The sequence below is a fragment of the Streptomyces sp. NPDC030799 genome (assembly GCF_055572255.1).
The window spans coordinates 108,890-133,399 of sequence record NZ_JBVIDS010000004.1 but is presented as its reverse complement, the minus strand read 5'-3'; the positions used below and the strand labels follow the sequence as shown (position 1 = coordinate 133,399).

The 24,510-nt window shown below is 71.8% G+C and carries 20 protein-coding genes; 10 read left to right on the top strand and 10 right to left on the bottom strand.

Annotated elements, in window-relative coordinates; all coding sequences use genetic code 11:
* Position 1: 1 nt before the first annotated feature.
* From opcA to tkt, 4 genes are read right to left on the bottom strand one after another with little or no spacing between them, the layout of a single operon-like run.
* Positions 2-928, bottom strand: a complete 927-nt coding sequence (gene opcA / locus ACZ41I_RS11505; RefSeq protein WP_363216359.1) for a glucose-6-phosphate dehydrogenase assembly protein OpcA — start codon at positions 926-928, stop codon at positions 2-4.
* On the bottom strand, positions 925-2,526 hold the full coding sequence (gene zwf, locus ACZ41I_RS11500) for a glucose-6-phosphate dehydrogenase (RefSeq protein ID WP_399765891.1): 1,602 nt from the start codon (positions 2,524-2,526) through the stop codon (positions 925-927). Before zwf ends, opcA begins: the two co-directional genes overlap by 4 nt.
* The gene (gene tal, locus ACZ41I_RS11495) at positions 2,523-3,668 is read right to left on the bottom strand and encodes a transaldolase (protein ID WP_468513935.1); all 1,146 of its coding nucleotides are present in this window, start codon (positions 3,666-3,668) and stop codon (positions 2,523-2,525) included. The genes zwf and tal overlap by 4 nt, the downstream gene beginning before the upstream one ends.
* 32 nt (positions 3,669-3,700) lie before the next feature.
* The gene (tkt, locus tag ACZ41I_RS11490; protein ID WP_468513934.1) at positions 3,701-5,776 is read right to left on the bottom strand and encodes a transketolase; all 2,076 of its coding nucleotides are present in this window, start codon (positions 5,774-5,776) and stop codon (positions 3,701-3,703) included.
* 146 nt (positions 5,777-5,922) lie between these two features.
* Here tkt and ACZ41I_RS11485 point away from each other — a divergent pair, with 146 nt between their 5' ends.
* Positions 5,923-6,813, top strand: a complete 891-nt coding sequence (locus ACZ41I_RS11485; protein ID WP_399765884.1) for a helix-turn-helix domain-containing protein — start codon at positions 5,923-5,925, stop codon at positions 6,811-6,813.
* Positions 6,814-7,278: 465 nt separating this feature from the next.
* On the opposite strand, the gene ACZ41I_RS11480 is transcribed toward ACZ41I_RS11485, so the two are convergent.
* Positions 7,279-8,691, bottom strand: a complete 1,413-nt coding sequence (locus tag ACZ41I_RS11480) for a glycoside hydrolase family 16 protein (RefSeq protein ID WP_468513933.1) — start codon at positions 8,689-8,691, stop codon at positions 7,279-7,281.
* 681 nt (positions 8,692-9,372) lie between these two features.
* Between ACZ41I_RS11480 and ACZ41I_RS11475 the strand changes: the two genes are divergently transcribed.
* Positions 9,373-10,062 (top strand): hypothetical protein, encoded by a 690-nt coding sequence (locus tag ACZ41I_RS11475; protein WP_363218494.1) that lies wholly within the window; start codon positions 9,373-9,375, stop codon positions 10,060-10,062.
* Positions 10,063-10,070: 8 nt separating this feature from the next.
* Positions 10,071-11,267, top strand: a complete 1,197-nt coding sequence (locus tag ACZ41I_RS11470) for a S8 family peptidase (RefSeq protein WP_468513932.1) — start codon at positions 10,071-10,073, stop codon at positions 11,265-11,267.
* Between the two features lie 275 nt (positions 11,268-11,542).
* On the opposite strand, the gene ACZ41I_RS11465 is transcribed toward ACZ41I_RS11470, so the two are convergent.
* On the bottom strand, positions 11,543-12,013 hold the full coding sequence (locus ACZ41I_RS11465) for a DUF4981 domain-containing protein (RefSeq protein WP_468513931.1): 471 nt from the start codon (positions 12,011-12,013) through the stop codon (positions 11,543-11,545).
* Positions 12,014-12,207: 194 nt separating this feature from the next.
* On the opposite strand from ACZ41I_RS11465, the gene ACZ41I_RS11460 reads away from it, so the two are divergent.
* The 3 genes from ACZ41I_RS11460 (at position 12,208) to ACZ41I_RS11450 (ending at position 16,947) form a co-directional block, all read left to right on the top strand.
* Positions 12,208-12,342 (top strand): hypothetical protein, encoded by a 135-nt coding sequence (locus ACZ41I_RS11460; protein WP_468319081.1) that lies wholly within the window; start codon positions 12,208-12,210, stop codon positions 12,340-12,342.
* 106 nt (positions 12,343-12,448) lie between these two features.
* Entirely contained in the window at positions 12,449-13,786 is a 1,338-nt protein-coding gene (locus ACZ41I_RS11455; RefSeq protein WP_363218491.1) for a 6-phospho-beta-glucosidase, read from the top strand.
* 101 nt (positions 13,787-13,887) lie between these two features.
* On the top strand, positions 13,888-16,947 hold the full coding sequence (locus ACZ41I_RS11450; protein ID WP_468513930.1) for a glycoside hydrolase family 38 N-terminal domain-containing protein: 3,060 nt from the start codon (positions 13,888-13,890) through the stop codon (positions 16,945-16,947).
* 318 nt (positions 16,948-17,265) lie between these two features.
* On the opposite strand, the gene ACZ41I_RS11445 is transcribed toward ACZ41I_RS11450, so the two are convergent.
* Positions 17,266-18,375, bottom strand: a complete 1,110-nt coding sequence (locus tag ACZ41I_RS11445; protein WP_399765871.1) for an ATP-grasp domain-containing protein — start codon at positions 18,373-18,375, stop codon at positions 17,266-17,268.
* Positions 18,376-18,609: 234 nt separating this feature from the next.
* Between ACZ41I_RS11445 and ACZ41I_RS11440 the strand changes: the two genes are divergently transcribed.
* Positions 18,610-19,515, top strand: a complete 906-nt coding sequence (locus ACZ41I_RS11440) for a metallophosphoesterase family protein (protein WP_363218488.1) — start codon at positions 18,610-18,612, stop codon at positions 19,513-19,515.
* Complete coding sequence (locus tag ACZ41I_RS11435) at positions 19,463-20,143, top strand: 4'-phosphopantetheinyl transferase family protein (RefSeq protein WP_468513929.1); 681 nt, start codon at positions 19,463-19,465, stop codon at positions 20,141-20,143. The genes ACZ41I_RS11440 and ACZ41I_RS11435 overlap by 53 nt, the downstream gene beginning before the upstream one ends.
* Positions 20,144-20,191: 48 nt before the next feature.
* On the opposite strand, the gene ACZ41I_RS11430 is transcribed toward ACZ41I_RS11435, so the two are convergent.
* From ACZ41I_RS11430 to ACZ41I_RS11420, 3 genes are all read right to left on the bottom strand, one after another.
* Positions 20,192-20,419 carry a hypothetical protein gene (locus ACZ41I_RS11430; protein WP_363218486.1) on the bottom strand — a complete coding sequence of 76 codons (228 nt, stop codon included), beginning with the start codon at positions 20,417-20,419 and terminating at the stop codon, positions 20,192-20,194.
* A gap of 223 nt (positions 20,420-20,642) precedes the next feature.
* Entirely contained in the window at positions 20,643-21,200 is a 558-nt protein-coding gene (locus ACZ41I_RS11425; RefSeq protein WP_399765866.1) for a toxin-antitoxin system, toxin component, read from the bottom strand.
* A 14-nt stretch (positions 21,201-21,214) separates the two neighbouring features.
* Positions 21,215-21,871: a helix-turn-helix domain-containing protein gene (locus ACZ41I_RS11420; protein WP_363218484.1), complete on the bottom strand. Its 657-nt coding sequence runs from the start codon at positions 21,869-21,871 to the stop codon at positions 21,215-21,217.
* 240 nt (positions 21,872-22,111) lie between these two features.
* Between ACZ41I_RS11420 and ACZ41I_RS11415 the strand changes: the two genes are divergently transcribed.
* Together ACZ41I_RS11415 and ACZ41I_RS11410 are read left to right on the top strand one after the other, a co-directional pair.
* Complete coding sequence (locus tag ACZ41I_RS11415; RefSeq protein ID WP_399765862.1) at positions 22,112-22,783, top strand: MmyB family transcriptional regulator; 672 nt, start codon at positions 22,112-22,114, stop codon at positions 22,781-22,783.
* Positions 22,784-22,919: 136 nt separating this feature from the next.
* Positions 22,920-24,389, top strand: coding sequence for a VMAP-C domain-containing protein (locus ACZ41I_RS11410; RefSeq protein ID WP_468513928.1), 1,470 nt, complete (start codon positions 22,920-22,922; stop codon positions 24,387-24,389).
* The last annotated feature ends 121 nt before the right edge of the window (positions 24,390-24,510 follow it).

Genomic DNA, 24,510 nt, shown 5'->3' with positions numbered 1-24,510 from the left:
GTCAGGCGTTCTCCTTGGCAGCCTCGCCCTTGAGGGCGATGGCGTACATCTCGTCGGCGTCGAGGCGGCGCAGCTCCTCGGCGATGAGTTCGGAGGTGGGGCGGACCTTCAGGGCAAGGGTGCGCGGCGGCTGGCCCGGCAGGGTCAGGGTCGCGAGGGGGCCCTCGGGGCGGTCGATGACGATCTCGCCGTTCGCGGTGCCGAGGCGTACGGCCGTGACGACCGGGCCGGCGCTGACCACGCGGTCCACGGTGACGTTCAGGCGGGCCTCCAGCCAGCGGGACAGCAGCTCGGCGCTGGGGTTGTCCGCCTCGGCCTCGACGGCCGCCGTGGTCACCTTCACCCGGGCCTGGTCGAGCGCGGCGGCCAGCATGGACCGCCACAGCGTCAGCCGGGTCCAGGCGAGGTCGGTGTCGCCGGGCGCGTAGTTGCGGGCGCGGGTCTCCAGGACCTCCATCGGCCGCTCGACCGCGTACAGGTCGGTGATCCGGCGCTGGGCCAGCGCGCCGAGCGGGTCCTTGGACGGGGTGTCGGGGGCCTCCACCGGCCACCACACGACGACGGGCGCGTCCGGCAGCAGCAGCGGCAGGACGACCGAGTCGGCGTGGTCGGACACCTCGCCGTAGGTGCGCAGCACGACCGTCTCCCCGGTGCCCGCCTCGGAACCGACCCGGACCTCCGCGTCCAGCCGGGAGTGGGTGCGGTCGCGCAGGGTGCGGGCGTGCCGCTTGATGACGACCAGGGTCCGCGAGGGGTGCTCGTGCGAGGCCTCCTCGGCGGCCTTGATCGAGTCGTAGGCGTTCTCCTCGTCCGTGACGATGACCATCGTCAGGACCATGCCCACGGCCGGGGTGCCGATGGCGCGGCGGCCCTGCACCAACGCCTTGTTGATCTTGCTTGCCGTGGTGTCGGTCAGGTCGATCTTCATGGCCTGCGCCAGCTCCGTCCGTCTCGTGCGAGCATCTCGTCCGCTTCACTCGGTCCCCAGCTGCCCGACGCGTACTGCGCCGGCCTGCCGTGCGCCGCCCAGTACGCCTCGATCGGGTCGAGGATCTTCCAGGACTCTTCCACTTCCTGGTGACGGGGGAACAAATTCGCGTCGCCGAGCAGCACGTCCAGGATGAGCCGCTCGTACGCCTCCGGGCTGGACTCGGTGAACGACTCGCCGTACGCGAAGTCCATCGACACGTCCCGGATCTCCATCGACGTGCCCGGCACCTTCGAGCCGAACCGCACGGTCATGCCCTCGTCCGGCTGGACGCGGATGACGATCGCGTTCTGGCCCAGCTCCTCGGTCGCGGTGGAGTCGAACGGGGAGTGCGGGGCCCGCTTGAAGACCACCGCGATCTCGGTCACCCGGCGGCCGAGACGCTTTCCGGTGCGCAGATAGAAGGGGACGCCCGCCCAGCGGCGGTTGTCGATGCCCAGCTTGATCGCGGCGAAGGTGTCGGTCTTCGACTTGGGGTCGATGCCGTCCTCCTGGAGGTAGCCGACGACCTTCTCGCCGCCCTGCCAGCCCCCCGCGTACTGCGCCCGCACGGTGTGCCGGCCGAGGTCCTCGGGCAGGCGCACCGACTTCAGCACCTTCAGCTTCTCGGTGAGCAGCGCCTCCGCGTCGAACGCGATCGGCTCCTCCATGGCGGTCAGCGCCATCAGCTGCAGCAGGTGGTTCTGGATGACGTCACGGGCGGCGCCGATGCCGTCGTAGTAGCCGGCCCGGCCGCCGATGCCGATGTCCTCGGCCATGGTGATCTGGACGTGGTCGACGTACGACCGGTTCCAGATCGGCTCGTACATCTGGTTGGCGAAGCGCAGCGCCAGGATGTTCTGGACGGTCTCCTTGCCGAGGTAGTGGTCGATCCGGAACACCTGGTCCGGTTCGAACACCTCGTGCACGATCGCGTTCAGTTCGCGGGCGCTGTCCAGGTCGTGCCCGAAGGGCTTCTCGATGACCGCGCGCCGCCAGGATCCCTGCGGCGGGGAGGCCAGGCCGTGCTTCTTCAGCTGCTGCACGACCTTCGGGAAGAACTTCGGCGGAACCGAGAGATAGAACGCGAAGTTGCCTCCCGTGCCGCGGGAGGCGTCCAGCTCCTCGACGGCGTCCTTCAGCTGCTTGAACGCGGTGTCGTCGTCGAAGTCGCCGGGGATGAACCGCATGCCCTCGGCGAGCTGCTGCCACACCTCCTCGCGGAACGGGGTGCGGGAGTGCTCGCGGACCGCGTCGTGGACGACCTGGGCGAAGTCCTGGTCCTCCCAGTCCCGGCGGGCGAACCCGACGAGGGAGAAGCCCGGCGGCAGCAGACCGCGGTTGGCGAGGTCGTACACCGCGGGCATCAGCTTCTTGCGGGACAGGTCACCGGTCACACCGAAGATGACCAGCCCGGACGGGCCCGCGATCCGGGGGAGCCGGCGGTCACGGGCGTCCCGCAGCGGATTCTCCCAGTCGGCGAGAGCACGTCCCGGCGGGGCCACCGGGACCGGCACCTCTGCGGGCGCCGGGGCGGCGGCGGGTGCGTTGTCGGTCATCGGGCGTCAACTCCCTTGCTCTTCAGGGACTTCGCTACGGCGTCCAGCAGCTCCTGCCAGGCCGCCTCGAACTTGGCGACGCCCTCGTCCTCCAGCTGCTGGACGACCTCGTCGTAGGAGATGCCGAGCCGCTCCACGGCGGCCAGGTCGGCGTGGGCCTGCGCGTAGCCGCCGGTCACCGTGTTGCCGGTGATCTCGCCGTGGTCGGCGACGGCGTTCAGGGTGGCCTCCGGCATGGTGTTGACCGTGCCCGGCGCGACCAGCTCGTCCACGTACAGGGTGTCCTTGTATGCAGGATCCTTCACACCGGTGGACGCCCACAGCGGGCGCTGCTTGTTGGCCTTGGCACCGGCGAGCGCCAGCCACCGGTCGGAGCCGAACACCTCCTCGTACGCCTCGTAGGCGAGCCGGGCGTTGGCGAGGGCCGCGCGGCCCTTGAGGGCCAGGGCCTCGTCGGTGCCCAGGGCGGTCAGCCGCTTGTCGATCTCGGTGTCCACGCGGGAGACGAAGAAGGACGCCACGGAGTGGATCGTGGACAGGTCGATGCCGCGCTCGCGGGCCTTCTCCAGGCCGGCCAGGTAGGCGGCCATGACCTCGCGGTAGCGCTCCAGGGAGAAGATCAGGGTCACATTGACGCTGATGCCGAGGCCGATGACCTCGGTGATGGCCGGCAGACCCGCCCTGGTCGCCGGGATCTTGATCATGACATTGGGGCGGTTCACCAGCCACGCCAGCTGCTTGGCCTCGGCGACGGTGGCCCCGGTGTCGTGGGCCAGGCGCGGGTCTACCTCGATGGAGACGCGGCCGTCCACACCCTTCGATGTGCTGTATACAGAATCCAGAATATCGGCGGCAGCCCGCACGTCGGCGGTCGTCATCATCCGCACCGCCTCGTCCACCGTCACCCCCCGTACGGCGAGGTCGGTGAGCTGCTCCTCGTAGCCCTCGCCGGAGCCGATCGCGGCCTGGAAGATCGACGGGTTGGTGGTGACACCGACGGCGCTGCCGCTCGCCACCAGCTCGGCGAGGCTGCCCGACGTGATCCGCTTGCGCGACAGGTCGTCGAGCCAGATCGACACGCCCTCGTCGGCGAGGCGCTTGAGGGCTCCCGGGGTCGCGATTGCTTCGGTCACAGTGATCATCTTTCTGCTTGCGTCGGTATCGGGCGTCGGTGTCAGGCGCGCACGGCGGCGAGCGACTCGCGGGCCGCGGCGGCGACGTTCTCGGGGGTGAAGCCGAACTCGGTGAACAGGGTCTTCGCGTCGGCGGAAGCGCCGAAGTGCTCAAGGGAGACGATGCGTCCCGCGTCGCCCACGAACCGGTACCAGGTCAGAGCGATCCCGGCCTCGACGGCGACCCGGGCCTTCACGGCCGGCGGCAGCACCCGCTCGCGGTACTCGCGCGGCTGCTCCTCGAACCACTCCACCGACGGCATGGACACCACGCGCGTGCCGATCCCCTCGGCCTCCAGCTGCTCCCGCGCGGCCACGGCCAGCTGCACCTCGGAGCCCGTCGCGATGACAATCACCTCCGGGGCCTCGGTCGACGACTCGCGCAGCACATAGCCGCCCTTGGCCGCGTCCTCGTTCGGCGCGTACACCGGCACGCCCTGGCGGGTGAGCGCGAGCCCGTGCGGGGCGGGGCTGGTGGCGTGCCTCTTCAGGATCTCGGCCCAGGCGATCGCGGTCTCGTTGGCGTCGGCCGGGCGGACGATGTTCAGGCCCGGGATGGCGCGCAGCGAGGCGAGGTGCTCGACGGGCTGGTGGGTGGGGCCGTCCTCGCCCAGGCCGATGGAGTCGTGCGTCCACACGTACGTCACCGGCAGCTGCATGAGCGCCGACATCCGCACGGCGTTGCGCATGTAGTCGGAGAAGACGAGGAAGGTGCCGCCGTAGATGCGGGTGTTGCCGTGCAGGGCGATGCCGTTCATCTCCGCGGCCATCGAGAACTCGCGGATGCCGAAGTGGACGGTTCGGCCGTACGGGTCGGCCTCGGGCAGCGGGTTGCCCTCGGGCAGGAACGAGCTGGTCTTGTCGATGGTGGTGTTGTTGGACCCCGCCAGGTCGGCGGAGCCGCCCCACAGCTCGGGGATCACCGGGCCGAGCGCCTGGAGCACCTTGCCGGAGGCGGCGCGGGTGGCGACCGACCTGCCCTCCTCGAACACCGGGATGTTCCTCTCCCAGCCCTCGGGCAGCTCGCCCTTGGCGATCCGGTCGAAGAGGGCGGCTCGCTCGGCGTCGGCGGCACGCCACTCGGCGATCCGCTTGTCCCAGGCCGCGTGCGCCTCGGCACCCCGGTCCAGCGCCCGGCGCGTGTGCTTGAGCACCGCCTCCTCGACCTGGAAGGCCTGCCCGGGGTCGAAGCCGAGGACGCGCTTGGTGGCCGCGATCTCCTCCGCGCCCAGCGCCGAGCCGTGCGCGGCCTCGGTGTTCTGCGCGTTCGGGGCCGGCCAGGCGATGATCGTGCGCATCGCGATGATCGAGGGCCGCTCGGTCTCGGCCTGCGCGGCCTTCAGGGCCGTGTGCAGGGCGGCCACGTCGATGTCGCCGTCGGCGGCGGGCTCGATGCGCTGGGTGTGCCAGCCGTAGGCCTCGTACCGCTTCAGCACGTCCTCGGAGAACGCGGTTGCGGTGTCGCCCTCGATGGAGATGTGGTTGTCGTCGTACAGGAGGACGAGGTTGCCGAGCCTTTGGTGACCGGCGAGCGAGGAGGCCTCGGCGGAGACGCCCTCCTCCAGGTCGCCGTCGGAGACGATCGCCCAGACGGTGTGGTCGAAGGGGGACTCGCCCTGCGGCGCGTCCGGGTCGAACAGGCCGCGCTCGTAGCGGGCCGCCATCGCCATGCCGACCGCGTTGGCGACCCCCTGGCCGAGCGGGCCGGTGGTGGTCTCGACGCCGGCGGTGTGCCCGTACTCGGGGTGCCCCGGTGTCCTGGAGCCCTGGGTCCGGAATGCCTTCAGGTCGTCCAGCCCCAGCTCGTACCCGGAGAGGAACAGCTGCGTGTAGAGGGTCAGCGAGGTGTGGCCGGGGGAGAGGACGAAACGGTCCCGGCCGGTCCACTCGGGGTCGGCGGGATCGTGACGCATCACCTTCTGAAAGATCGTGTATGCGGCAGGTGCCAGGCTCATCGCGGTGCCCGGGTGGCCGTTGCCCACCTTTTGGACCGCGTCAGCCGCCAGAAGACGGGCGGTGTCCACAGCACGCCGGTCGAGGTCGGTCCACTCGAATCCGTCGGGAGTCTGCGTGGTCATCTTCAAGAAGTCCTCGTTCAGTACGGGATTGCTGGCCTGACGCGTTCAAACTTAAAAGTCTGACTTTTTCGAGGAAAGGTCGGGGTGTGTCAGCCTGTGGTGAATCTGGGACAGCGAGCGCGCGACAGGGACGGCACGAAAAGGACATGACGGACGGAACCTCTCAGGCTGACGGCGACGGCATCCGAACCTTTCCCTTCCCGGCCGAACTGGCCGTCGGCGGCGTCGGCATGCAGATCGGCCCCATGGGAACCGACCGCACCTGGCACGCCGACGCCCCCCTGCACCGCGTCCACCGCATCGACTTCCACGTCGTCATGCTGTTCACCGACGGCCCCGTACGGCACATGATCGACTTCGCCGAGTACGAGGCGGGTGCCGGCGACCTGCTCTGGATCCGCCCCGGACAGGTCCACCGTTTCTCCCGCGAGACCGTGTACCGCGGAACCGTCCTGACCATGCAGCCCGGCTTTCTGCCCCGGGCCACCGTCGAGGCCACCGGCCTGTACCGCTACGACCTCCCGCCCCTGCTGCACCCCGCCCCGGACCGGCTCATCGCCCTCAAGGCCTCCCTCGACCAGCTGCGCCGCGAGTACCAGGACACGGCCACGCTGCCGCTCAGCCTGCACACCGCCGTCCTCAGACACACCCTCACCGCGTTCCTGCTGCGCCTCGCGCATCTCGCGGCCAGCTCGGCGGAGGTCACCCGGCAGCAGACGGACAGCACCTTCACCCGCTTCCGGGACGCCGTCGAGCACGGCTTCGCCACCAACCACAGCGTCAGCGCCTACGCCGACGCACTCGGGTACTCCCGCCGCACCCTCGTCCGCGCCGTCCGTGCCGCCACCGGTGAGACCCCCAAGGGGTTCATCGACAAACGCGTCGTCCTGGAGGCCAAGCGCCTCCTCGCCCACACCGACATGCCGATCGGCCGCGTCGGGGCAGCGGTGGGCTTTCCCGACGCGGCGAACTTCACCAAGTTCTTCCATCTGCACACCGGGCAGACGCCGGTGGCGTTCCGGGCGGAGCTGCGCTGAACCTTCCGCCGCGCACCGTGTTCGGCTCAACTGCGGGCCATTTCCCCGAACCAGCGGACGATCGGCGGCGTGGCCGCGGCGTCGGCCCCCAGGTGCCGGGAGCCGTGGTGGTCGGCGGCGCCCACATCGACGACCCGTGCGTTCACGCCGTTCCTGCGCAGAGCCGTCCGGCAGTGCTCCGTGTGGGCGGTGACGGCCTGTTCTGTCGGCGTACGCCGTCCGGGCGCGAAGGCGCGGGCCGGGGCGCCCCCGCCCCACCGGCCGCCACGGCCCGCGACGGTGTACGGCTTCTCGGCCCGGACCAGGGTGCCCCGGCCGTGCTGCTCGTGCTGCGCCGGCAGCCGCCGGCGGCCAGTTGCCGCCCCCGGCGGACCCGTTCAGCTTCGCGGGCCGCCGGTGTCACCGCGCTGGGGCGAGCACCGGGCCGTCCTGGTGCCGGCTCCAGGGCCGTACGGCCGTTCCAGGTCAGTGACCGAAGTCGAACCAGTTCATGTTCACGAAGTCCGCGGACTGGCCGCTGGAGAAGGTCAGATAGACGTCATGGGTGCCGGTCACCGCGCTGATGTTGGCCGGCACCGTCTTCCACGTCTGCCAGCCGCCGGTGCTGCCCACCGCGAAGCTGCCGATGGGTGCGTTGCCACGGCTGTCCAGTCGCACCTCCACCAGCCCGCTCACCCCGGACGCCGCCCCGCTCGCCACGCGCGCGTAGAACTGCCTGGCCGGTGTCGAGCCGAAGTTCACGCCCTTGTACAGCGCCCAGTCGCCGTTCGCGATCCAGCCGATGTCCTGACCGCCTCCGGTGTCCGTGGTGGTCTCGGTGCCGAGGCCGGACTGGCTGTCGTAGGACTCGGCCTGGACGGTGCTGTAGGCGTCGCGGTTGCCGGACGGCGGGGGAGTGGTGCCACCGCCGTCGCCCGAGGACTGCAGGACCTGCACATAGTCGACGGCCATGGGGTGGCCGGGCTCCGTCGCGCCGGTCGGGCCGCCACCGAACGCCCCCGGGAAGCCGCCGCCCATCGCCACGTTCAGGATGACGAAGAAGCCGTGGTTCGTGGCGTTGGCCCAGGTCGTCGCGTCCACCTGGTTCGCCGTGACCGTCTGGTAGGTCACGCCGTCGACGGCGAAGCGGATCGCCTCCGGGCTCACCGAGCGGTCCCACTCCATCGTGTAGGTGTGAAAGCCCGACTGGCAGGTGGTGTTCGGACACGCGGTCGAGTTGCCGAGGCCCGTCGTCTCGTTGCACGGGCCGCCGGGGTTGGTGCCGCAGTGCACGGTGGCCCACGTCTTGTTCAGGCCCTGGACGTTCTCCATGATGTCCAGCTCGCCGACGCTCGGCCAGTTCTGGTAGTTGCCGCGGTACGGTGCGCCCAGCATCCAGAACGCCGGCCAGTAGCCGGCGGCCGCGTCACCGGTCACATCGGGCATCCGGATCCGGGCCTCGACGCGCAGCTTGCCGCCGGCCGGGGGCTGGAAGTCGGTGCGGGTGGTCTCGATCCGCCCGGAGGTCCAGTTGCCGGAGGCGTCCCGGCGCGGCGTGATGAGCAGATCGCCCTTGCCGTCCAGCGCCACGTTGTTCGTGCTCGACGTCATCGTCTCGACCTCGCCGGTACCCCAGTTCGCGGCGCCGCCCGGGTACGAAGTGCCGGTGTCGTACTGCCAGTCGGCGGTGTTCACGCCGGAGCCGGCCGCGCCGTCGAAGTCGTCCAGGAAGACCTGGGTCCAGCCCGAGGGAGGGGCGGGGGCGGTGGCGTTCGCCGGTGCGGAGGCCGCCGTGGCGACGGCCGCGGCCAGGCCGAGCGTCGCGGCGACGGCGACGAGCGCGCGCCGCAGGGGGCGCCGGCGGCGGTGGATTCCGGGTATGCCGGAGCAATCGCTCATGGGGGAGGCCTCTCGGGTACGGGGAGTTGTGCGGGGAGCCCTCGGCGGGCGCTCGCCGAGCATTTTGAGAGCGCTCTCACCGTGCCGCCAATGTGCTCCCCCTCTCTGCGGTCGTCAAGGCTTGAAGCAAGGAAAGTCGACGCCCCCGCAGATGAGTTCACTGGGTGAAGGGCCCAGCAGGTGCCGTGGCGAAGGGATGAGATCGTTATACGAACTCCACGAGCGGCACACGCCTTGCGTCTGCGAAGGTCATAAGCTGTCGTCAGATTCGCGGGGGCGCCGAAGAGGTGCGCGGGTGGCTGAAGTTGTGCCTCGCTGCATCCTGGTGTGCAGGTCGTTCGAGGTGTGTGCTCTGCCACGTGAGCCGGACCAGGCATCGTGCTCCCTCGCAGATTGACCTGTGAGAGGGAACCACCCATGTCTTACCCCCCGCCGCCGGGAAGCGGCCATCCGTATGGGCAGCCGCCCTCGCACGGCGGTTGGCAGCCGCAACCACAGTGGCAGGGCCCGGCCCCGGTGCCGCCGCCCATGCCGACGGCACCCCCGATTGCCGCTCCGGCCCACGCGGGGCCCTCACCGTACGGTGCCTACCCCGCGCCCGCACATCCCGTGCCCGGGCCGCCGGCGGCCCCCGCGGGCTCAGGACGCACCGCCCGGAAGGTCCTGGGCAGTCTGCTCGGCGTGTTCGGTGTACTCGGCATGCTCGGCGGCGGAGCACTGGCGGCGCACGCGTACGGCAACAGCCGGCAGTCGGTGCCCAACTCCGACGCCTACGGGCCGGTGCTGTGGCGCGACGAGACCGTCGGCCGTCTCTTCCCTGCGACCATCGGCGAACCGCCCGACTACACCCACCAGGCCTCGGACAAGAACGTTGCGCAGTGGAGCCGGATGGGCGTCTCCGAGGACACCTCGTGCTCCGCCGGTCTCAGCGGAGAGACGCGCAAGACCGCCCAGCGGCTCGGCTGCAAGGCCGTACTGCGCGCCACGTACGTCGATCTCACCGGGGAAATGGTCGCCACCGTCGCGGTCATCGTGCTGCCCAAGGGCGGAACCGCCGCACAGGAGATGGGCGAGTATCTCGACGACCAGCAGTCGGCGGACGTTCCCGACGCCGCGGTGGTCCCGTTGCGGGTACCGGGGACGCTCGCGGCGAAGTGGCAGGAGCGCAGGCGCAACGGCATGGGCGGCACCGGCCTGGGAGACGACTTCCCCTACGCCGTCGCCGTCACCACGGGCGCCGTCGACGGGCGCGCCTCGTCCACCCTGCCCAGCGGCTTCGAGGGGAACGACGCGGACAGACAGCCCTGGATGGACGAGGCCAAGGCGCTCAGCGAGACGTTCCACGCCCACATCCTGAACCTGGCAAGGTGAGACCCGCAGTGAAGCTCAAGACGATACGCGCCACCTGCACCGCGGTCGCCCTCACCGGTCTGCTGTGCACTCTGGCCGCCGCCCCCGCACAGGCGGCGGCACCGGTCGGGTGGGAAGGGGGCGCACTCGGCCTGTCCGCGGCGCAGCAGCAGAGCAAGGGCGAAGGAGTGACGGTCGCGGTCCTCGACAGCGGCGTGGTGGCCGGCCACCCGGCCCTGAAGGGCAGGGTGACGACCGGCCCCGACTACCGCCAGGACGGGCTGCGGCCGGGGGACCCGGACTGGGGAGGGCACGGTACGGCCATGGCCTCGGACGTCCTCAAGGTGGCCCCCGGAGCCAGGATCCTCGCCGTGCGCGTCACCTCCGACAAGGACGACGAGAAGACCGCCGCGAAGGACTTGGAACATCTCCGCAAGGGCGGCAGGAGCCCGGCCGCGCAAGGCATCCGCTACGCGGCCGACCACGGCGCCGACGTGATCTCCATGTCGTTCGGCAGCGCGGACGGTTTCAGCACCTACGACGACGAAGAGACCGAGGCCGTGGCCTATGCCCTCCGCAAGGGGGTGACGCTGCTGGCGTCGGCCGGCAACTCGGGCGACAAACTCAACGACAACTCCTACCCGGCCGGATACCCGGGCGTGATCGCGGTGGCCGCCACTCAGCCGGGCGGTGGGCGCGCCGGCTTCTCCACCGTGCACACCTACAACGATGTGGCCGCACCCGGCGTCGGCATCGTCAGTGCGAAGAACACCGGCGGCTACCTGAAGATCAACGGCACCTCACCGGCGTGCGCGCTGGCCGCCGGGGTCGTGGCGCTCATGTACGGCAAGAACCCGAAACTGACCCCGGCGCAGGTGAACGACGTCCTGATCGCCACCGCACATCGCCCCGCGGGGGGCGGCAGCGCCCGGCTCGGCTACGGACCGATCGACGCCGCCGCGGCGGTGAAGGCCGCCGCCTCGCCCCCCGAGGACAGGACCGCTCCGGTGACGTACCACGGCAGGGAGCACCTGGCGACTCCGGACGGAACCCCGAAGACCAGGCATGCGCCGCTGGAGCAGGGGCTGTGGATGACGGGCCTCGTGGCCGCCGGCGCGGGGCTGGTACTCCTGATCGCCGGTGTGCTCCTCGCACGATCGGGCCGCCGCAGGGCCCCGGCGGGAACGATGGGCATGGCACAGCCTCACGGACCCTTCCCGGGCTGATCCTGCGAGGTCCGAAGACGGTGCGCCATCTTCGCGGACGACGGGGCAGCCCTCGACGTACCGGATCGTGTGGCTGCCGTCGTTCACGACCGCGAGGTGCCACCAGGTCTCCAGCGGCGTCTCCCGGCCCAGTCGGTGACGGTGCCCTCGGTGGCCGACGCCCCGTCGGTCCGGCGGCCCGAACGCCTCACCGATCGCGGCGCATTCCTCCTGGGCCCCGTGTTCTGTGTGAGGTCGCCCAGGTGGGTGCGGGGAGCCGGGGAGGAGGGGCCGGGTCACAAGGCGCGCAGGGGCCGGTTCCGGTGGTGGTTCCCGGCCGCGGCCGGACGGGACGGCCGTACGTCACTGCCGGCATCGGCTCGCCCGGCGGCCGGGGACGCCGTCCGCAGCCGGATCCGCGGCGCGCACAGCTCCGTACCGCGCGGTGCCCACGGCTCGTCCACCGCCGTCACCACCCGAAGCGTCAGCCACGCCTCGCCGCCGTCCCGCGGCAGCGGGAACGGCGGGAGTACGGCTGCCGTCTCGCCCGGCCTCAGATCGGGCAGGCGGGCGGGAGCGGTCAGGATCCGGCCGTCGGACCGCACCAGTTTCCAGGTCGCCGCCAGGCGGCCGAGGCCCCGGACGGCATGGTCGTTGACGAGCACGATCCCCTCGTGCCGATGGCACCGGATGCGCACCGGACCCCGGCACTCCAGGTGCTCGTACGGCCGGGCGCCGCTGCGCCCGGCCGGTCTTCCGTCGCTCACACGGTGCACAGTGCCGTGGTCCCGGGACAGCTGCATGAAGCTGCGTTGAAGATCCGGGGCGGACCCGGTGGCCGTGCGGTGGTCCGCGGGCGCCGCCGGTTGTCCGGGCCGCTGGGAGTGATCCGGGGTGCCCCTGTGGGGAGCGGCTTCGTCCGGCGTTCCGGCGTCGGGTCCCGCACCACTACGATGACGGCATGTCACGTTCCCCCAGGTACGCGACGAGCGAGCAGGCGGGCATCGTACTCGGCCACCGCGCGCACGCCCGGTACGCGGGGAACCCCGCGGCCGAGCAGCGGGTGCTCGGAATCCCCTCCTGGGTGTATCGGTGAGGGACGGGCCGGTGACGGGGCGCGTCGGTGAGGCCGGCCACCCGGTCCGCGCTCCGGGAAGCGGGCGTCGAGGTGGCGGGTCGGACGTTCCGGGAAGGGTGCAGACGTGAAGCTGACGATTCTGGGCGGCGGCGGATTCCGCGTGCCGCTCGTGTACGGTGCCCTGCTGACCGACCGCGCCGAAGGCCGGGTCACCGAGGTCGTCCTGCACGACCTGGACGACCGTCGACTGTATGCAGTAACCCGTGTACTGGATGCCCAAGCCGCCGGCCTCCCCGACGCGCCCCGGGTGACCGCCACCACCGACCTCGACCAGGCGCTCACCGGTGCCGACTTCGTCTTCTCCGCGATCCGCGTCGGCGGCCTGGAGGGCCGCGCCGACGACGAGCGGGTGGCGCTCGCCGAAGGGGTGCTCGGCCAGGAGACCGTCGGCGCGGGCGGCATCGCCTACGGTCTGCGCACCGTCCCCGTCGCCGTCGACATCGCCCGGCGGGTGGCCCGCCTCGCCCCGGACGCCTGGGTCATCAACTTCACCAATCCCGCCGGCCTGGTCACCGAGGCCATGTCCCGGCACCTCGGCGACCGCGTCATCGGTATCTGCGACTCTCCCGTCGGCCTCGGCCGCCGTATCGCCCGCGTCCTCGGCGCCGACCCGGCGCAGGCCTTCGTCGACTACGTCGGCCTCAATCACCTCGGCTGGGTACGCGGCCTGCGCGTCGCCGGACGCGACGAACTCCCACGCCTGCTCGCCGATCCCGCCCTGCTCGGCTCCTTCGAGGAGGGAAGGCTGTTCGGGGCCGACTGGCTGCAGTCGCTCGGCGCGATCCCCAACGAGTACCTGCACTACTACTACTTCAACCGGGAAACCGTGCGCGCCTACCAGGAGGCCGAGCGGACCCGGGGTGCCTTCCTGCGCGACCAGCAGGCCCGTTTCTACGCGGAGGCCCTGCGCACGGACCGGTCCGCGCTGGACGTGTGGAACCGCACCCGCGCCGAACGCGAGGCCACCTACATGGCCGAGAACCGGGAGAGCGCCGGCGCGGGGGAGCGCGAGGCCGACGACCTGTCCGGCGGCTACGAGAAGGTGGCGCTGGCGTTGATGCGGGCCATCGCCCGCAACGAGCGGACGACGCTGATCCTGAACGTGCGCAACAGGAGCACCCTGTCGGCGCTCGACGCCGATGCCGTCATCGAGGTCCCCTGCCTGGTCGACGCGGGCGGCGCCCATCCGGTCGCGGTCGCGCCGCTGCCCGGTCACGCCACCGGACTGGTCTGCTCCGTCAAGGCCGTCGAGCGCGAGGTGCTCGCCGCCGCAGACTCCGGATCCCGGCAGACGGCCGTGAAGGCCTTCGCGCTGCACCCGCTGGTCGACTCGGTCAATGTGGCCCGCAGGCTGGTCGAGGCGTACACCGAGGTCCATCCTGGCTTGGCATACCTGAAGTAAGCGTCTCCGCCCCGTCCTGCCCGCCGAGCGTCCCCTGCGTTCCCTGCGTCCTCTGTGTTCCCAGCGTTTTCTGCTTTCGCCGACGTCCTTGGGAGGCCGCCATGCACGACGAACGCCGCCGGATCGAGGAGCGCACCGAACGCCTCCACCACCAGCGCATCAGGCCCGCGATCTACGCCGCCGCCGTCCCCCTGGAGGTGGAAGCCTGGCAGGCCCCCGGGGAACCGGTTCCTTTCGAGGAGGCCGCGGCCGCTCCGTACGCGCCCTTCGTGAAGGACATGCCGTGGGGACCGCCATGGGGGACGACCTGGTTCCGGATGCGCGGCCGGGTGCCGGCCGAGTGGGCCGGCCGGCGGGTGGAGTCGGTCATCGACCTCGGCTTCGTCGGGGACTGGCCGGGCAACCAGGCCGAGGCGCTCGTCCACCGCACCGACGGCACCCCGCTCAAGGCGGTCAACCCGCTCAACCAGTATGTGCCGGTGGCGCGCCCGGCGGCGGGCGGGGAGACGGTCGAGTACCTGGTGGAGGCTGCCTCCAACCCGGACATCCTCGCGAACGGCTTCGCCGGACCGACCCCGCTCGGCGATGTACGGACGGCAGGCGACCGTCCCCTGTACACATTCCGCCGCGCCGATCTCGCCGTACTCGACGAGCAGGTCTGGCACCTCGACCTCGACCTCCAGGTGCTGCGCGAACTCATGGCGGAACTGGGCGAGCACGACCCGCGCCGGCACGAGATCGCGCACGCCCTCGACCGGGCCATGGACCTGCTCGACCTGGACGACGTCTCCGGCTCGGCCCCCGCCGTGCGCGAGGCCCTGCGCCCGGTGCTCGCCAAGCCCGCCCACGCCAGCGCCCACATCCTCTCCGGCGTCGGCCACGCGCACATCGACACCGCCTGGCTGTGGCCGATCCGCGAGACCAAGCGCAAGACGGCCCGGACGTTCTCCAATGTCACCGCGCTCGCCGACGAGTACGAGGAGTTCGTCTTCGCCTGCTCCCAGGCCCAGCAGTACGCGTGGGTGCGCGACCACTACCCGCAGGTGTGGGAGCGGATCAAGGAAGCCGTGACGAAGGGCCAGTGGGCGCCCGTCGGCGGCCTGTGGGTGGAGGCCGACGGCAACCTGCCCGGCGGTGAGGCCCTCGTCCGCCAGCTCGTGCACGGCAAGCGGTTCTTCCTGGACCACTTCGGCATCGAGACCAAGGGCGTATGGCTGCCGGACTCCTTCGGCTACACGGCGGCCTACCCGCAGCTGGCCAGGCTCGCCGGCAACGAGTGGTTCCTCACCCAGAAGATCTCCTGGAACCAGACCAACACCTTCCCCCACCACACCTTCTGGTGGGAGGGCATCGACGGCACCCGCATCTTCACCCACTTCCCGCCCATCGACACCTACAACGCCCGCTTCAGCGGCGAGGAACTGGCCCGGGCCGTCCGCAACTACGCCGAGAAGGGCGGCGGCACCCGCTCCCTCGCCCCCTTCGGCTGGGGCGACGGCGGAGGCGGCCCCACCCGCGAGATCATGGAACGCGCCCGCCGCCTGAAGAACCTGGAGGGCTCGGCGAAGGTCGAGATCGAACACCCCGACGCGTTCTTCGCCAAGGCACGCGAGGAATACCCGGACGCACCGGTCTGGGCGGGCGAGCTGTACCTGGAGCTGCACCGCGCCACCTACACCACCCAGGCCCGCACCAAGCAGGGCAACCGGCGCAGTGAACACCTCCTCCGGGAGACCGAGTTGTGGGCCACCACGGCCGCCCTGCACGCGCCGGGCTACGCCTACCCGTACGAGACGCTGGACCGCCTGTGGAAGACGGTCCTGCTGCACCAGTTCCACGACATCCTGCCCGGCTCCTCCATCGCCTGGGTGCACCGCGAGGCCGAGGCCGCATACGCCCGGGTCGCCGAGGAGCTGCAGCTGCTCACGGGCGAGGCGATCGCCGCGCTGGGTGCCGGCGGGCCCCGTGTGTTCAACGCCGGCCCGCGCCCGCGCGCCGAGGTGGTCCGTCCTCCCGGGGGCGCACCGGTGTATGTGCGGGTGCCGGCGAACGGCTCCGCGCCCCTCACCGCGGCCGAACCCCCGCACCCGGTCACGGTCTCCGGACGGACCCTGGACAACGGGATCGTCCGTGTACAGGTGGCGGACGACGGAACACTGTCGTCCGTACGCGATCTACGGTCGGACCGTGAAGTCCTCGCCGGCCAGGGCAATCTGCTTCGCCTGCACACGGACCTGCCCAACTGCTGGGACGCCTGGGACATCGACAAGCACTACAGGAACCGGTACACCGACCTGCTGGAGCCCGACTCGGTCGCCGTGGTCGAGGACACCCCTCTGGTCGGCGCGATCCGGGTGGTCCGCTCCTTCGGCAGGGGATCCCGGATCACCCAGACGATCACGGTCCGGGCCGGCAGCGCCCGCATCGACATCGAGACGGACATCGACTGGCACGAGACGGAGAAGATCCTCAAGGCGGGCTTCCCCGTCGACCTGCGCGCCCCGCACTCCTCCGCCGAGATCCAGTTCGGTCACGTCCAGCGGCCCGCCCACACGAACACCAGCTGGGAGGCGGCCCGTTTCGAGGTGTGCGGGCACCGCTGGGTGCACATCGCCGAACCCGGCTACGGTGTCGCCCTCATCAACGACTCCACCTACGGCCACGACGTCTCCCGTACCGTCCGCGAGGACGGGGGCACCACCACCACGGTCCGGCTCAGCCTGGTCCGCGCCCCGCGCGTCCCCGACCCCGAGGCCGACCAGGGCCGGCACCGCTTCACCTACGCGCTGCTGCCCGGCGCGAGCATCGAGGACGCGATGGCCGAGGGCTACGCCCTCAACCTCCCGCTGCGCGTGGCGGACTCGGCGGGCGAGCCGGAACCGGTCGTCTCCGCCGAGGGCGAGGGACTGACGGTGGAGGCGGTCAAGCTCGCCGACGACGGCTCGGGGGACGTGGTGGTACGGCTGTACGAGTGCCGGGGCGGCCGGGCCGCCGGGGCGCTGCGCACCGGGTTCCCGCTGGCGGGTGCCCAGGTCACCGACCTGCTGGAGCGACCGCTGGCCGACGCGGAAGCGTGCCCCGACGGCTCGGTCCCGGTCGCGCTGCGGCCGTTCCAGGTCCTGACCCTGCGTCTGCGGCGGGCCCGGGCGAGCGGGTCGTAGGGCGAGCGGGTCGTAGGGCGTGCGGTCCGGGCGCACGGACGACGGAGAGCCGGCACCGTGTTTCCGGCCCACCGGGCCGGCCGGTCGCTCCCCGTGACCGCGACCGACCGGCCCGTTCCCCCGTCCCCCCGTGGATTCCCCCGTTGGTCCCCGTGGGCTTTCCGTTGCTGTCATGGAGAGCGGCGAGGCCCCGCTCTGATACACCCCCTGCGGAAAAAAATGTCCCCCGGTCCTGAAAACCGGGGGACAGCGAGGACGGGGTCAGCGAGGGCCGGGGGACGGCGAGGGCGCGCTCAGCAGGTGAACCCGGCCTACGGCCTAGAGCGGCAGCGCCTCCACCGCCGAACCCGCCTGCGCAGGCACTGCCGGCAGGGTGATCTCCGCCCCCCTCTGCCGGGGAAGTGAAGCAGGCACCACAGGCCGCGGCCCCGAGACCACCGTGTAGTCCTGTCCCAGGAACGGCGGCTCGATCTCCCCGGGATCCTCGCCCAGCGCCAACTGCACGGCAGCCCAGGGTGCGTTCACCCCGCACAGGGACAGCTGGTGCAAGCCCCCGGAGGGCCGCGTGTTCACATCGAGCAGCACCGGCCGGTCACCGAGCATGCGGAACTGGATGTTGGACAGGTGGTGCACCCCGAAGCCCTCCACGATCAGCCGGGCAGGTTCCAGCCACCGTTCGTCCAGGGTGAAGCCCCGCCGGCGGCCGTTCTTGGTGCGGCCCACCGCGAGCCGCAGCCGGTTGTCCGGCCCGGTCAGGCAGTCCACGGACACCTCGGGCTGCTCCAGGCGCGGCATCACCAGCCAGTCCACCGGCTCATCCGCCCGCCGCAGCGCCTCGACCACCAGGTCCAGCTGGACGTACGGGCTCGGGAACCCGGCGAGGTTCGCCAGCGAGAACGGGGCGCGGGTGATCATCCGGAAGCCGACCCCGCCGGCGCCGGCGGCCGGCTTGACGCACGGCTTGTGCCCGGCCGCCTCCAACTGCCCGACCGCCGCGAGGAGTTCGTCCGCCGTACGGACCCGCCACCACGGCGGCACCGGGACCCCCACCGAGCGGACCGCCTCGTACGCGGTCGCCTTGTCCTCGAACACGGCCACCGCCTCGGGAGTCGGCGCCAGCAGCGCCGTACCGGCCGCCGCGAACTCCGCGCGGTGCGCCACGATCGCCGCCTGGTGCAGCCGGGGCACGAACACGTCGATGCCGCGCCGGACGCACTGGTCGAGGGCGTACTCGACGTACCCGGCCGGGGACAGGCCCTCCGGCTCCAGGTCGGCGGTGTCGGCGGCGGCCAGCACGGGGGAGTCTGGGTCCCCGTGCGTGGCGTGGATCTCCACGGCGCGGTCGCTGGGATTTCTGCGCAGCTGATCCATGAAGAACACGTTCTCCGCGTACGTGCGGTTGAGCCAGACGCGTACGCGAGAGAGCATGCAGGCCGCCTTTCAGGGTTTTCGGGCAGGGCTCAGCGGCCCGTGCCCGGGCAGGAGGGAGGAGGGACACCAAACAACCCCTGCAGAAGGGAGGTTGGGGTGCTGATGCCGGGGCGATCATACGGCTTTCAAGAGACTGTGCGTGCAACGCGAGTGTTACGGATTGCCGCTTGCTCCGCTGTCCGGGAATGTGTTCTTGTGGTGCAGGCAGAGGATGATCGGAAGGGGTGCGGGGTGGAGTCTGCGGCCGGGGCCGGACAGCTGCTGGCCATCAGTGACCTGCACATCACCTATCCGGAGAACCGCGCCCTGGTCGAGGACATGCGGCCCACGAGCGACGCGGACTGGCTGATCGTGGCCGGTGACATCGCCGAGACGGTCGCCGACATCCGCTGGGCTCTGGAGAAGCTGGCGGGCCGTTTCCGCAAGGTGCTGTGGGTGCCCGGCAACCACGAGCTGTGGACCCATCCGAAGGATCCCGTCACCCTGCGCGGCGTCGCCCGCTACGAACACCTGGTCGAGCTGTGCCGGGAGCTGGGCGTCGTCACTCCCGAGGACCCCTACCCGGTGTGGCAGGGCCCCGGCGGCCCGGTCGCCGTCGCCCCGCTGTTCCTGCTGTACGACTACTCGTTCCTGCCGCCCGGCTGCGCCACCAAGGCCGAGGGCCTGGCGTACGCGCACGGCACGGGCATCGTCTGCAACGACGAGTACCTGCTGCATCCCGACCCCTATCCGACCCGTGACGACTGGTGCCGGGCGCGGGTCGCCGAGACCGAGCGCAGGCTCGCCGCGCTCCCCGCGGACCTGCCGGTCGTACCGGTCAACCACTATCCGCTGCACCGGCATCCGACCGAGGTGCTGTGGTATCCCGAGTTCGCCATGTGGTGCGGCACCGAGCTGACCGCCGACTGGCACCGCCGCTTCCCCGTCGCCACGATGGTCTACGGCCATCTGCACATCCCGCGCACCACCTGGCACGACGGAGTCCGCTTCGAAGAGGTCTCCGTAGGCTATCCCCGCGAATGGCGCAAGCGCCCGGAACCGCCGGGACGGCTGCGCCGCATCCTGCCGATGGAGGTCGGAACCGGTGATCGAGGAGCTGCTCCCGGAGTCGGTCGTGGCCGTGGAGGCACACGGTGACGATCCGCTGTGGGACGCCCCGCTCTACCCCGGGGAGGCGGTGCTCGTCGAACGCGCGGTGGACAAGCGCCGCCGCGAGTTCGCGGCCGTACGCGGCTGCGCCCGGCAGGCCATGGAGAAGCTGGGCGTGCCGGCGCAGCCCGTGCTCAGCAGCGAGCGGGGCGCACCGCGCTGGCCGGCCGGTCTGATCGGCAGCATGACCCACTGCGACGGCTACGGCGCCGCCGCCCTGGCCCGCGCGGACGACCTGGCCTCACTCGGCATCGACGCGGAACCGCACGGCCCGCTCCCGGAGGGCGTCGGCCCCGCCGTCTTCCTGCCCGAGGAGGGCGCCCGGCTCGCCCGGCTCGCCGGGCGGCGGCCCGCCGTGCACTGGGACCGGATCCTGTTCAGCGCCAAGGAGTCCGTCTACAAGGCGTGGTTCCCGCTCACCCGTATGTGGCTGGACTTCTCCGAGGCCGACATCACCCTCCACCCGGGGACCGGCGACGCGGCGGACGGCATCCTGCGCGCCGAACTCCTCGTCCCCGGGCCCCGGGTCGGCGACCGCAGGGTTCAGGTCTTCGACGGCCGGTGGGCCGTACGCGACGGGCTGGTCGCCACCGCCGTGATCGTCCCGCACCCCTGAAGCCCCGGCCGGGGCGGGTGAGCGCCGGTCTCCGCCCCGGAGGCCCGCTCAGTCCGGCGGGCACCAGTGGTGCAGCAGACGGAAGAACTCCTCCTCGTTGCCCGCGAGACCCGCGCGCGCCAGGGCCTGTTCCGCCTCGGCCAGCACGGCGGGCGGTACCACGGCGGGCCGGGCCTCGTCCGGCGGCCCGTCGAAGGCGGCGCGCACCGTGTGCAGCAGCCGGAGGTAGGCCTGTACGGCGGTGCGCTCACGGTCGGTGAGTACGGCGGTGGGCATCGGTCGGCTCTCCCCGAGTAGGCGTCATCGGTCATGCGCCCTGCGGCGCCGCGCGCCGCGCAGTACGGCGCACGCCTCCAGCTTGCCGCCCGCCACTGACAACGCCGTTCGACTCCGCGCCGGTTCGCCCGCTCAGCGGAGGCGAAAAGGACGAGCCGCGCCGAAGACGACGTGCGGGCGGCGGGCGCCGGGCGTCCCGGGGTGCTGCGGCGAACGCCCGGGGTCAGCCCTTTGCGCCCGAGTGGTATCCCAGGGACGCCTCGATGCGCCCGACCACGTCGTCCCGCTGCACCGGACCGCGCCCCGAACCGGCCAGCCAGGTACGGCACTTGCTGGCCAGCAGCAGGCCGAAGGTCTCGGCCTCCCGCTCCTCCGCGAGGTCGAAGCGGGTCCGCGCCGCGATCCGCTGCACCGTGGCCCGGAGCGCGTCATGGTCGGTGTCGTCGTGCAGCAGGCGGGTGGCGACCCCGACGGCGTCGACGTGGTGTCCGCGGTGGTCGGCCTGCATGTGCCAGAGCTCGTGGCCGAGGATCACCAACTGGTGGTCGGGCGCGGTGCGTTCCTCCACGACGACGAGGTCGCGGTCGGTCAGGTCCAGCCACAGCCCGCTCGCCGTGCCCGGCGGAAACGCGGCGGCCCGGAAGTGCACCGGCCGGCCGCGGCGGCGGCTCATCGCCTCGCACAGTGCGCGGTACAGCTCTCCCGGCGGTGCCGGCACGGGCAGCCTGAGCCCGCCCGCCAGCTCGTTGCACAGCCGGCGCATGTCCCTGCCGATGCCCACAGTCCTCCCCCGGCTCACGACTCGGGTCGTTTGACGCTCTCCAGGAGCATGTCGAGCCACTCCGCGACCTTGTCCCGGTGCTGGTCGGTGGGCAACTGCGCGGCGCGCCAGGCTATGCCGCGCACGCCGTGGTCCTGCAGCAGCCGCTCCAGCGGATCCTGGTCGGCCCCGGCGGCGGCCCGCTCCCGGTCGGCGAGCTTCTGCAGCAGCTCCTGCTCGGTGCGCTGCAGCGCACCGGCCAGCGCCTCGGGGTCCTCGGCGGTGAGGAAGCCGGCGTGCACCCGGAAGAAACGCTGCAGCGCGTCGCAGTGCTCCATGGTCGGCCGCCGGTCGCCGTTGATGAGCGCGCCGGCCTGCTGCCGGGACATGCCCGCACCGTCGGCGATCTCCTGCTGGGTGTACTTGCGGCCGTTGGGTTTCAGCCGCGTACGCCGCAGCAGGCCCAGGCGCTGCAGAAAGCGGGCCTGGACGTCCGGTTCACCGGCCGGCCGGCCGCTGAGCAGGGCCTTGACCACCGCCTCCGGCACACCGCAGGCCACGGAGAGCCGCCCGACGTCGAAGACCTCGGACTGCGGCACGCCGAGCCGGTCGGCGAGTGCGGTGACGCGGGCGACGACGGCCGGCAGCTGGGCGGTCGCCGTGGCGCCCGGATCCTCGTAGCCATCCGTCACCGACAGAACTCCTACGTCTCTCGAGGGCTTCAGATGTGTCCGTGCTTCTCACGAGCGATCGCCGTGAACTTCCCGGAGAGTAGCGGGTGCCTCGAACTCACATCCAGGTGTCGCCACAACTGTGGCGAATTTCGGCCGTCAACGGGCATGGAATGCCACGATAGTTGACACGGTCTTGCCGGGGGCCGCAGGATCGCAGGGCCGCGTGAAGGCGGCAGAGGCAAGAGGGGTGACCTCCCGATGGCACATCAGGCAGGAGGGCGGCGGCCGGCACCGCGGCCCGTCCCCGAGACCTGCGAGACCCAGGCGTATCTCCAGGACTACGGCGTACTGCTGGAGGCCCTCGCCTGCCCGTCCCTGGTCGTCGACCACCGCTGGGACGTGGTCATGGCCAACGGCGCGTTCGAGACACTTTTCCGCGGGGTGCGCCGGTATGCGCCGGCCATGCCCGGGGACAACTTCCTGCGGTTCGTCCTCTTCCACCCGGACGCGGGCGACGTCCTCGGCGAGCACGAGCAGGGCTGGTGCCTGCCGATGCTGGCCCATCTCAGGTCCGCCCTGGAGACGTACGGTCACGACCACGAACTCCAGGCGATCCGCCGGGACATCGCCCAGGACCCGCTCATGGAGGCCGCCTACCGGCAGGGCCTGCCGCACTGGATCCGGGCCGTGGGGGAGACGGCCACCCGGATCGACGGGGCCGTGCGGCTGCTGGTCCATCCCGACCCGCGGCGCGGCCCCACCGAGTGCCGCATCGTCGAGGAGACGCCGGAGGTCCTGCGCGACCTCGGCTACCGGCGCCTTTCGATGGTCCTGCGCGAGAACCGCCGGCCCGCCGCACCCGTACGCCGCCCGCGCCGGTCACGTGGCCCGGCGGGGCACCTCACGGTCGTCCGCACCCCCGAGGACTGACCCGGCGCGCCCCTGGAGGCGCGGGCCGTGCGCCGTTCGGGGTGGTGGTCCGTACTTCTGCTGCCCTTTCCCGGTGCCCGGCCTTACCCTGGTCGGCACCGTCAGGGAACCGCGCAGGCTGTCTGGAGGCAACGGGGTGGGAGAGCGCAGTCTGGAACGGGTCCGCAACGAGCTGATCGTGTCCATGGTGGACGCGCTGCAGCGGTCGGGAACGGTGAGCCAGCCGGCCGGCCGTGAGGTCTGGCTCGACCTGCTCTCCGGTGAACTGGGCCGGCGCGTGGAGCCGTACACCGGGGACCGGCTGCGGCCCTGGCTGCTGAGCGTGGCGAGGGCCTGCGCCGAGGTCGGCGACGGCCTCGCCTGTCTGGTGCGGTCCGTCGAGTACGTGGAGGAGGAGTCGACGACGGTCGCGGAGCTGTGGCCGCTGGTGGACGAGTGGGAGGCCGTCGACTTCTTCCAGGTCGACCTGCGCGGGCTGCGCCCCGTACTGCAGCCGATGATCTCCATGGACCTGTCGGCGACGGCCCGCCGGGCCAGCCGGTCCCGGGTGCAGGAGCTGCCCGCCTGGTGCCGTACGGCGTGGCAGGTCTTCCTGCGGCTGGCCGGGCAGAACACACCTCCCGGGGAACTCGCGCCCGGCATGGCGTTCCTGGCGCTGTGCGCGGAGTGGCTGGTGGAAGAGGGCAGCACGGAGGCGGCGGAGCGGCTGCGCCGCTTCAACCGGGAGCAGGCGGGGCGGCTGGGCGCCGAGGCGCTGCTCGCGGACTGGCAGCACGCGCAGGTCCTCCAGACCGAGCCCTCCGTGGTGCCCGCCTATCTGCTCATCCAGTTCGAGCCCGACCGCGTCGAGGCGGGCCGCTACTACCTCTCGCACTGGCGCCAGTCCGACTCCGAGGGCTGGCACCCGGTACGTGGCGAGACCATCCATCTGCGCCGGGACGAGCTGCCGGCGGCGGTCGAGGCGCTGATCGAGGAGACCGAGGAGCGATGGGCCGATCTGCGCCAGCCGGTCTTCCTGGAGTTCGTCCTGCCGTGGGAACTGCTGAACGAGCCGGTGGAATGGTGGCCGAGGGAGTCCGACTCGCCCTCCCCGACCCCGCTGGTCCTCGACTATCCGGTGGTGGTGCGCAGCCTGGAGCGTCTGCAGCGGGGCGCCTGGCACCGGCCGTGGCGGGCCAAGTGGCGGCAGTTGAGCGAACGGCCGGCGGACAGCCGTTCCCACTGGAGCCACCCCGTGCAGGAGGGGACGTACTTCTTCCACCTGGAGCGTGAGCTGAAGGAGGACCGCCAGGCGGTCTGCCTGGTCCTCAGCGAGCCGCCGGGTGACGACTCGGGCGCCGGGCGGCGTGAGGTGCTGGCCGGGCTTCGGGCGGGGGTGCCGGCGATGATCTGGCACCGCAGCGACTGCTCCGACGCGGCCTTTCAGGATGCGCTCGGGGACATACTGGAGGAGCGGAGCCTGGGCAGTCTGGAGGACCGGGTCCGCAAGTGGCGCAACGAGGCGCTGGCCGCCGGGCCGGACGCGTGGGACGGGCACGTCGGCCGGCACCTCGCCATCCTGCTGGACGATCCGGACCGCAAACCGACACCGCCCGGTCCGGTGTAGGCGGCCATGGACTGGCGCGGCGGGGCGCGGCCGGACGCCGGGGCCGGCCGGTCGGGCGGACCGGCTCGGGGGCGGGCGGCCGAACCGCCGGCCGGGCTGTGCGCCGTCGTGCCGGGCCGGC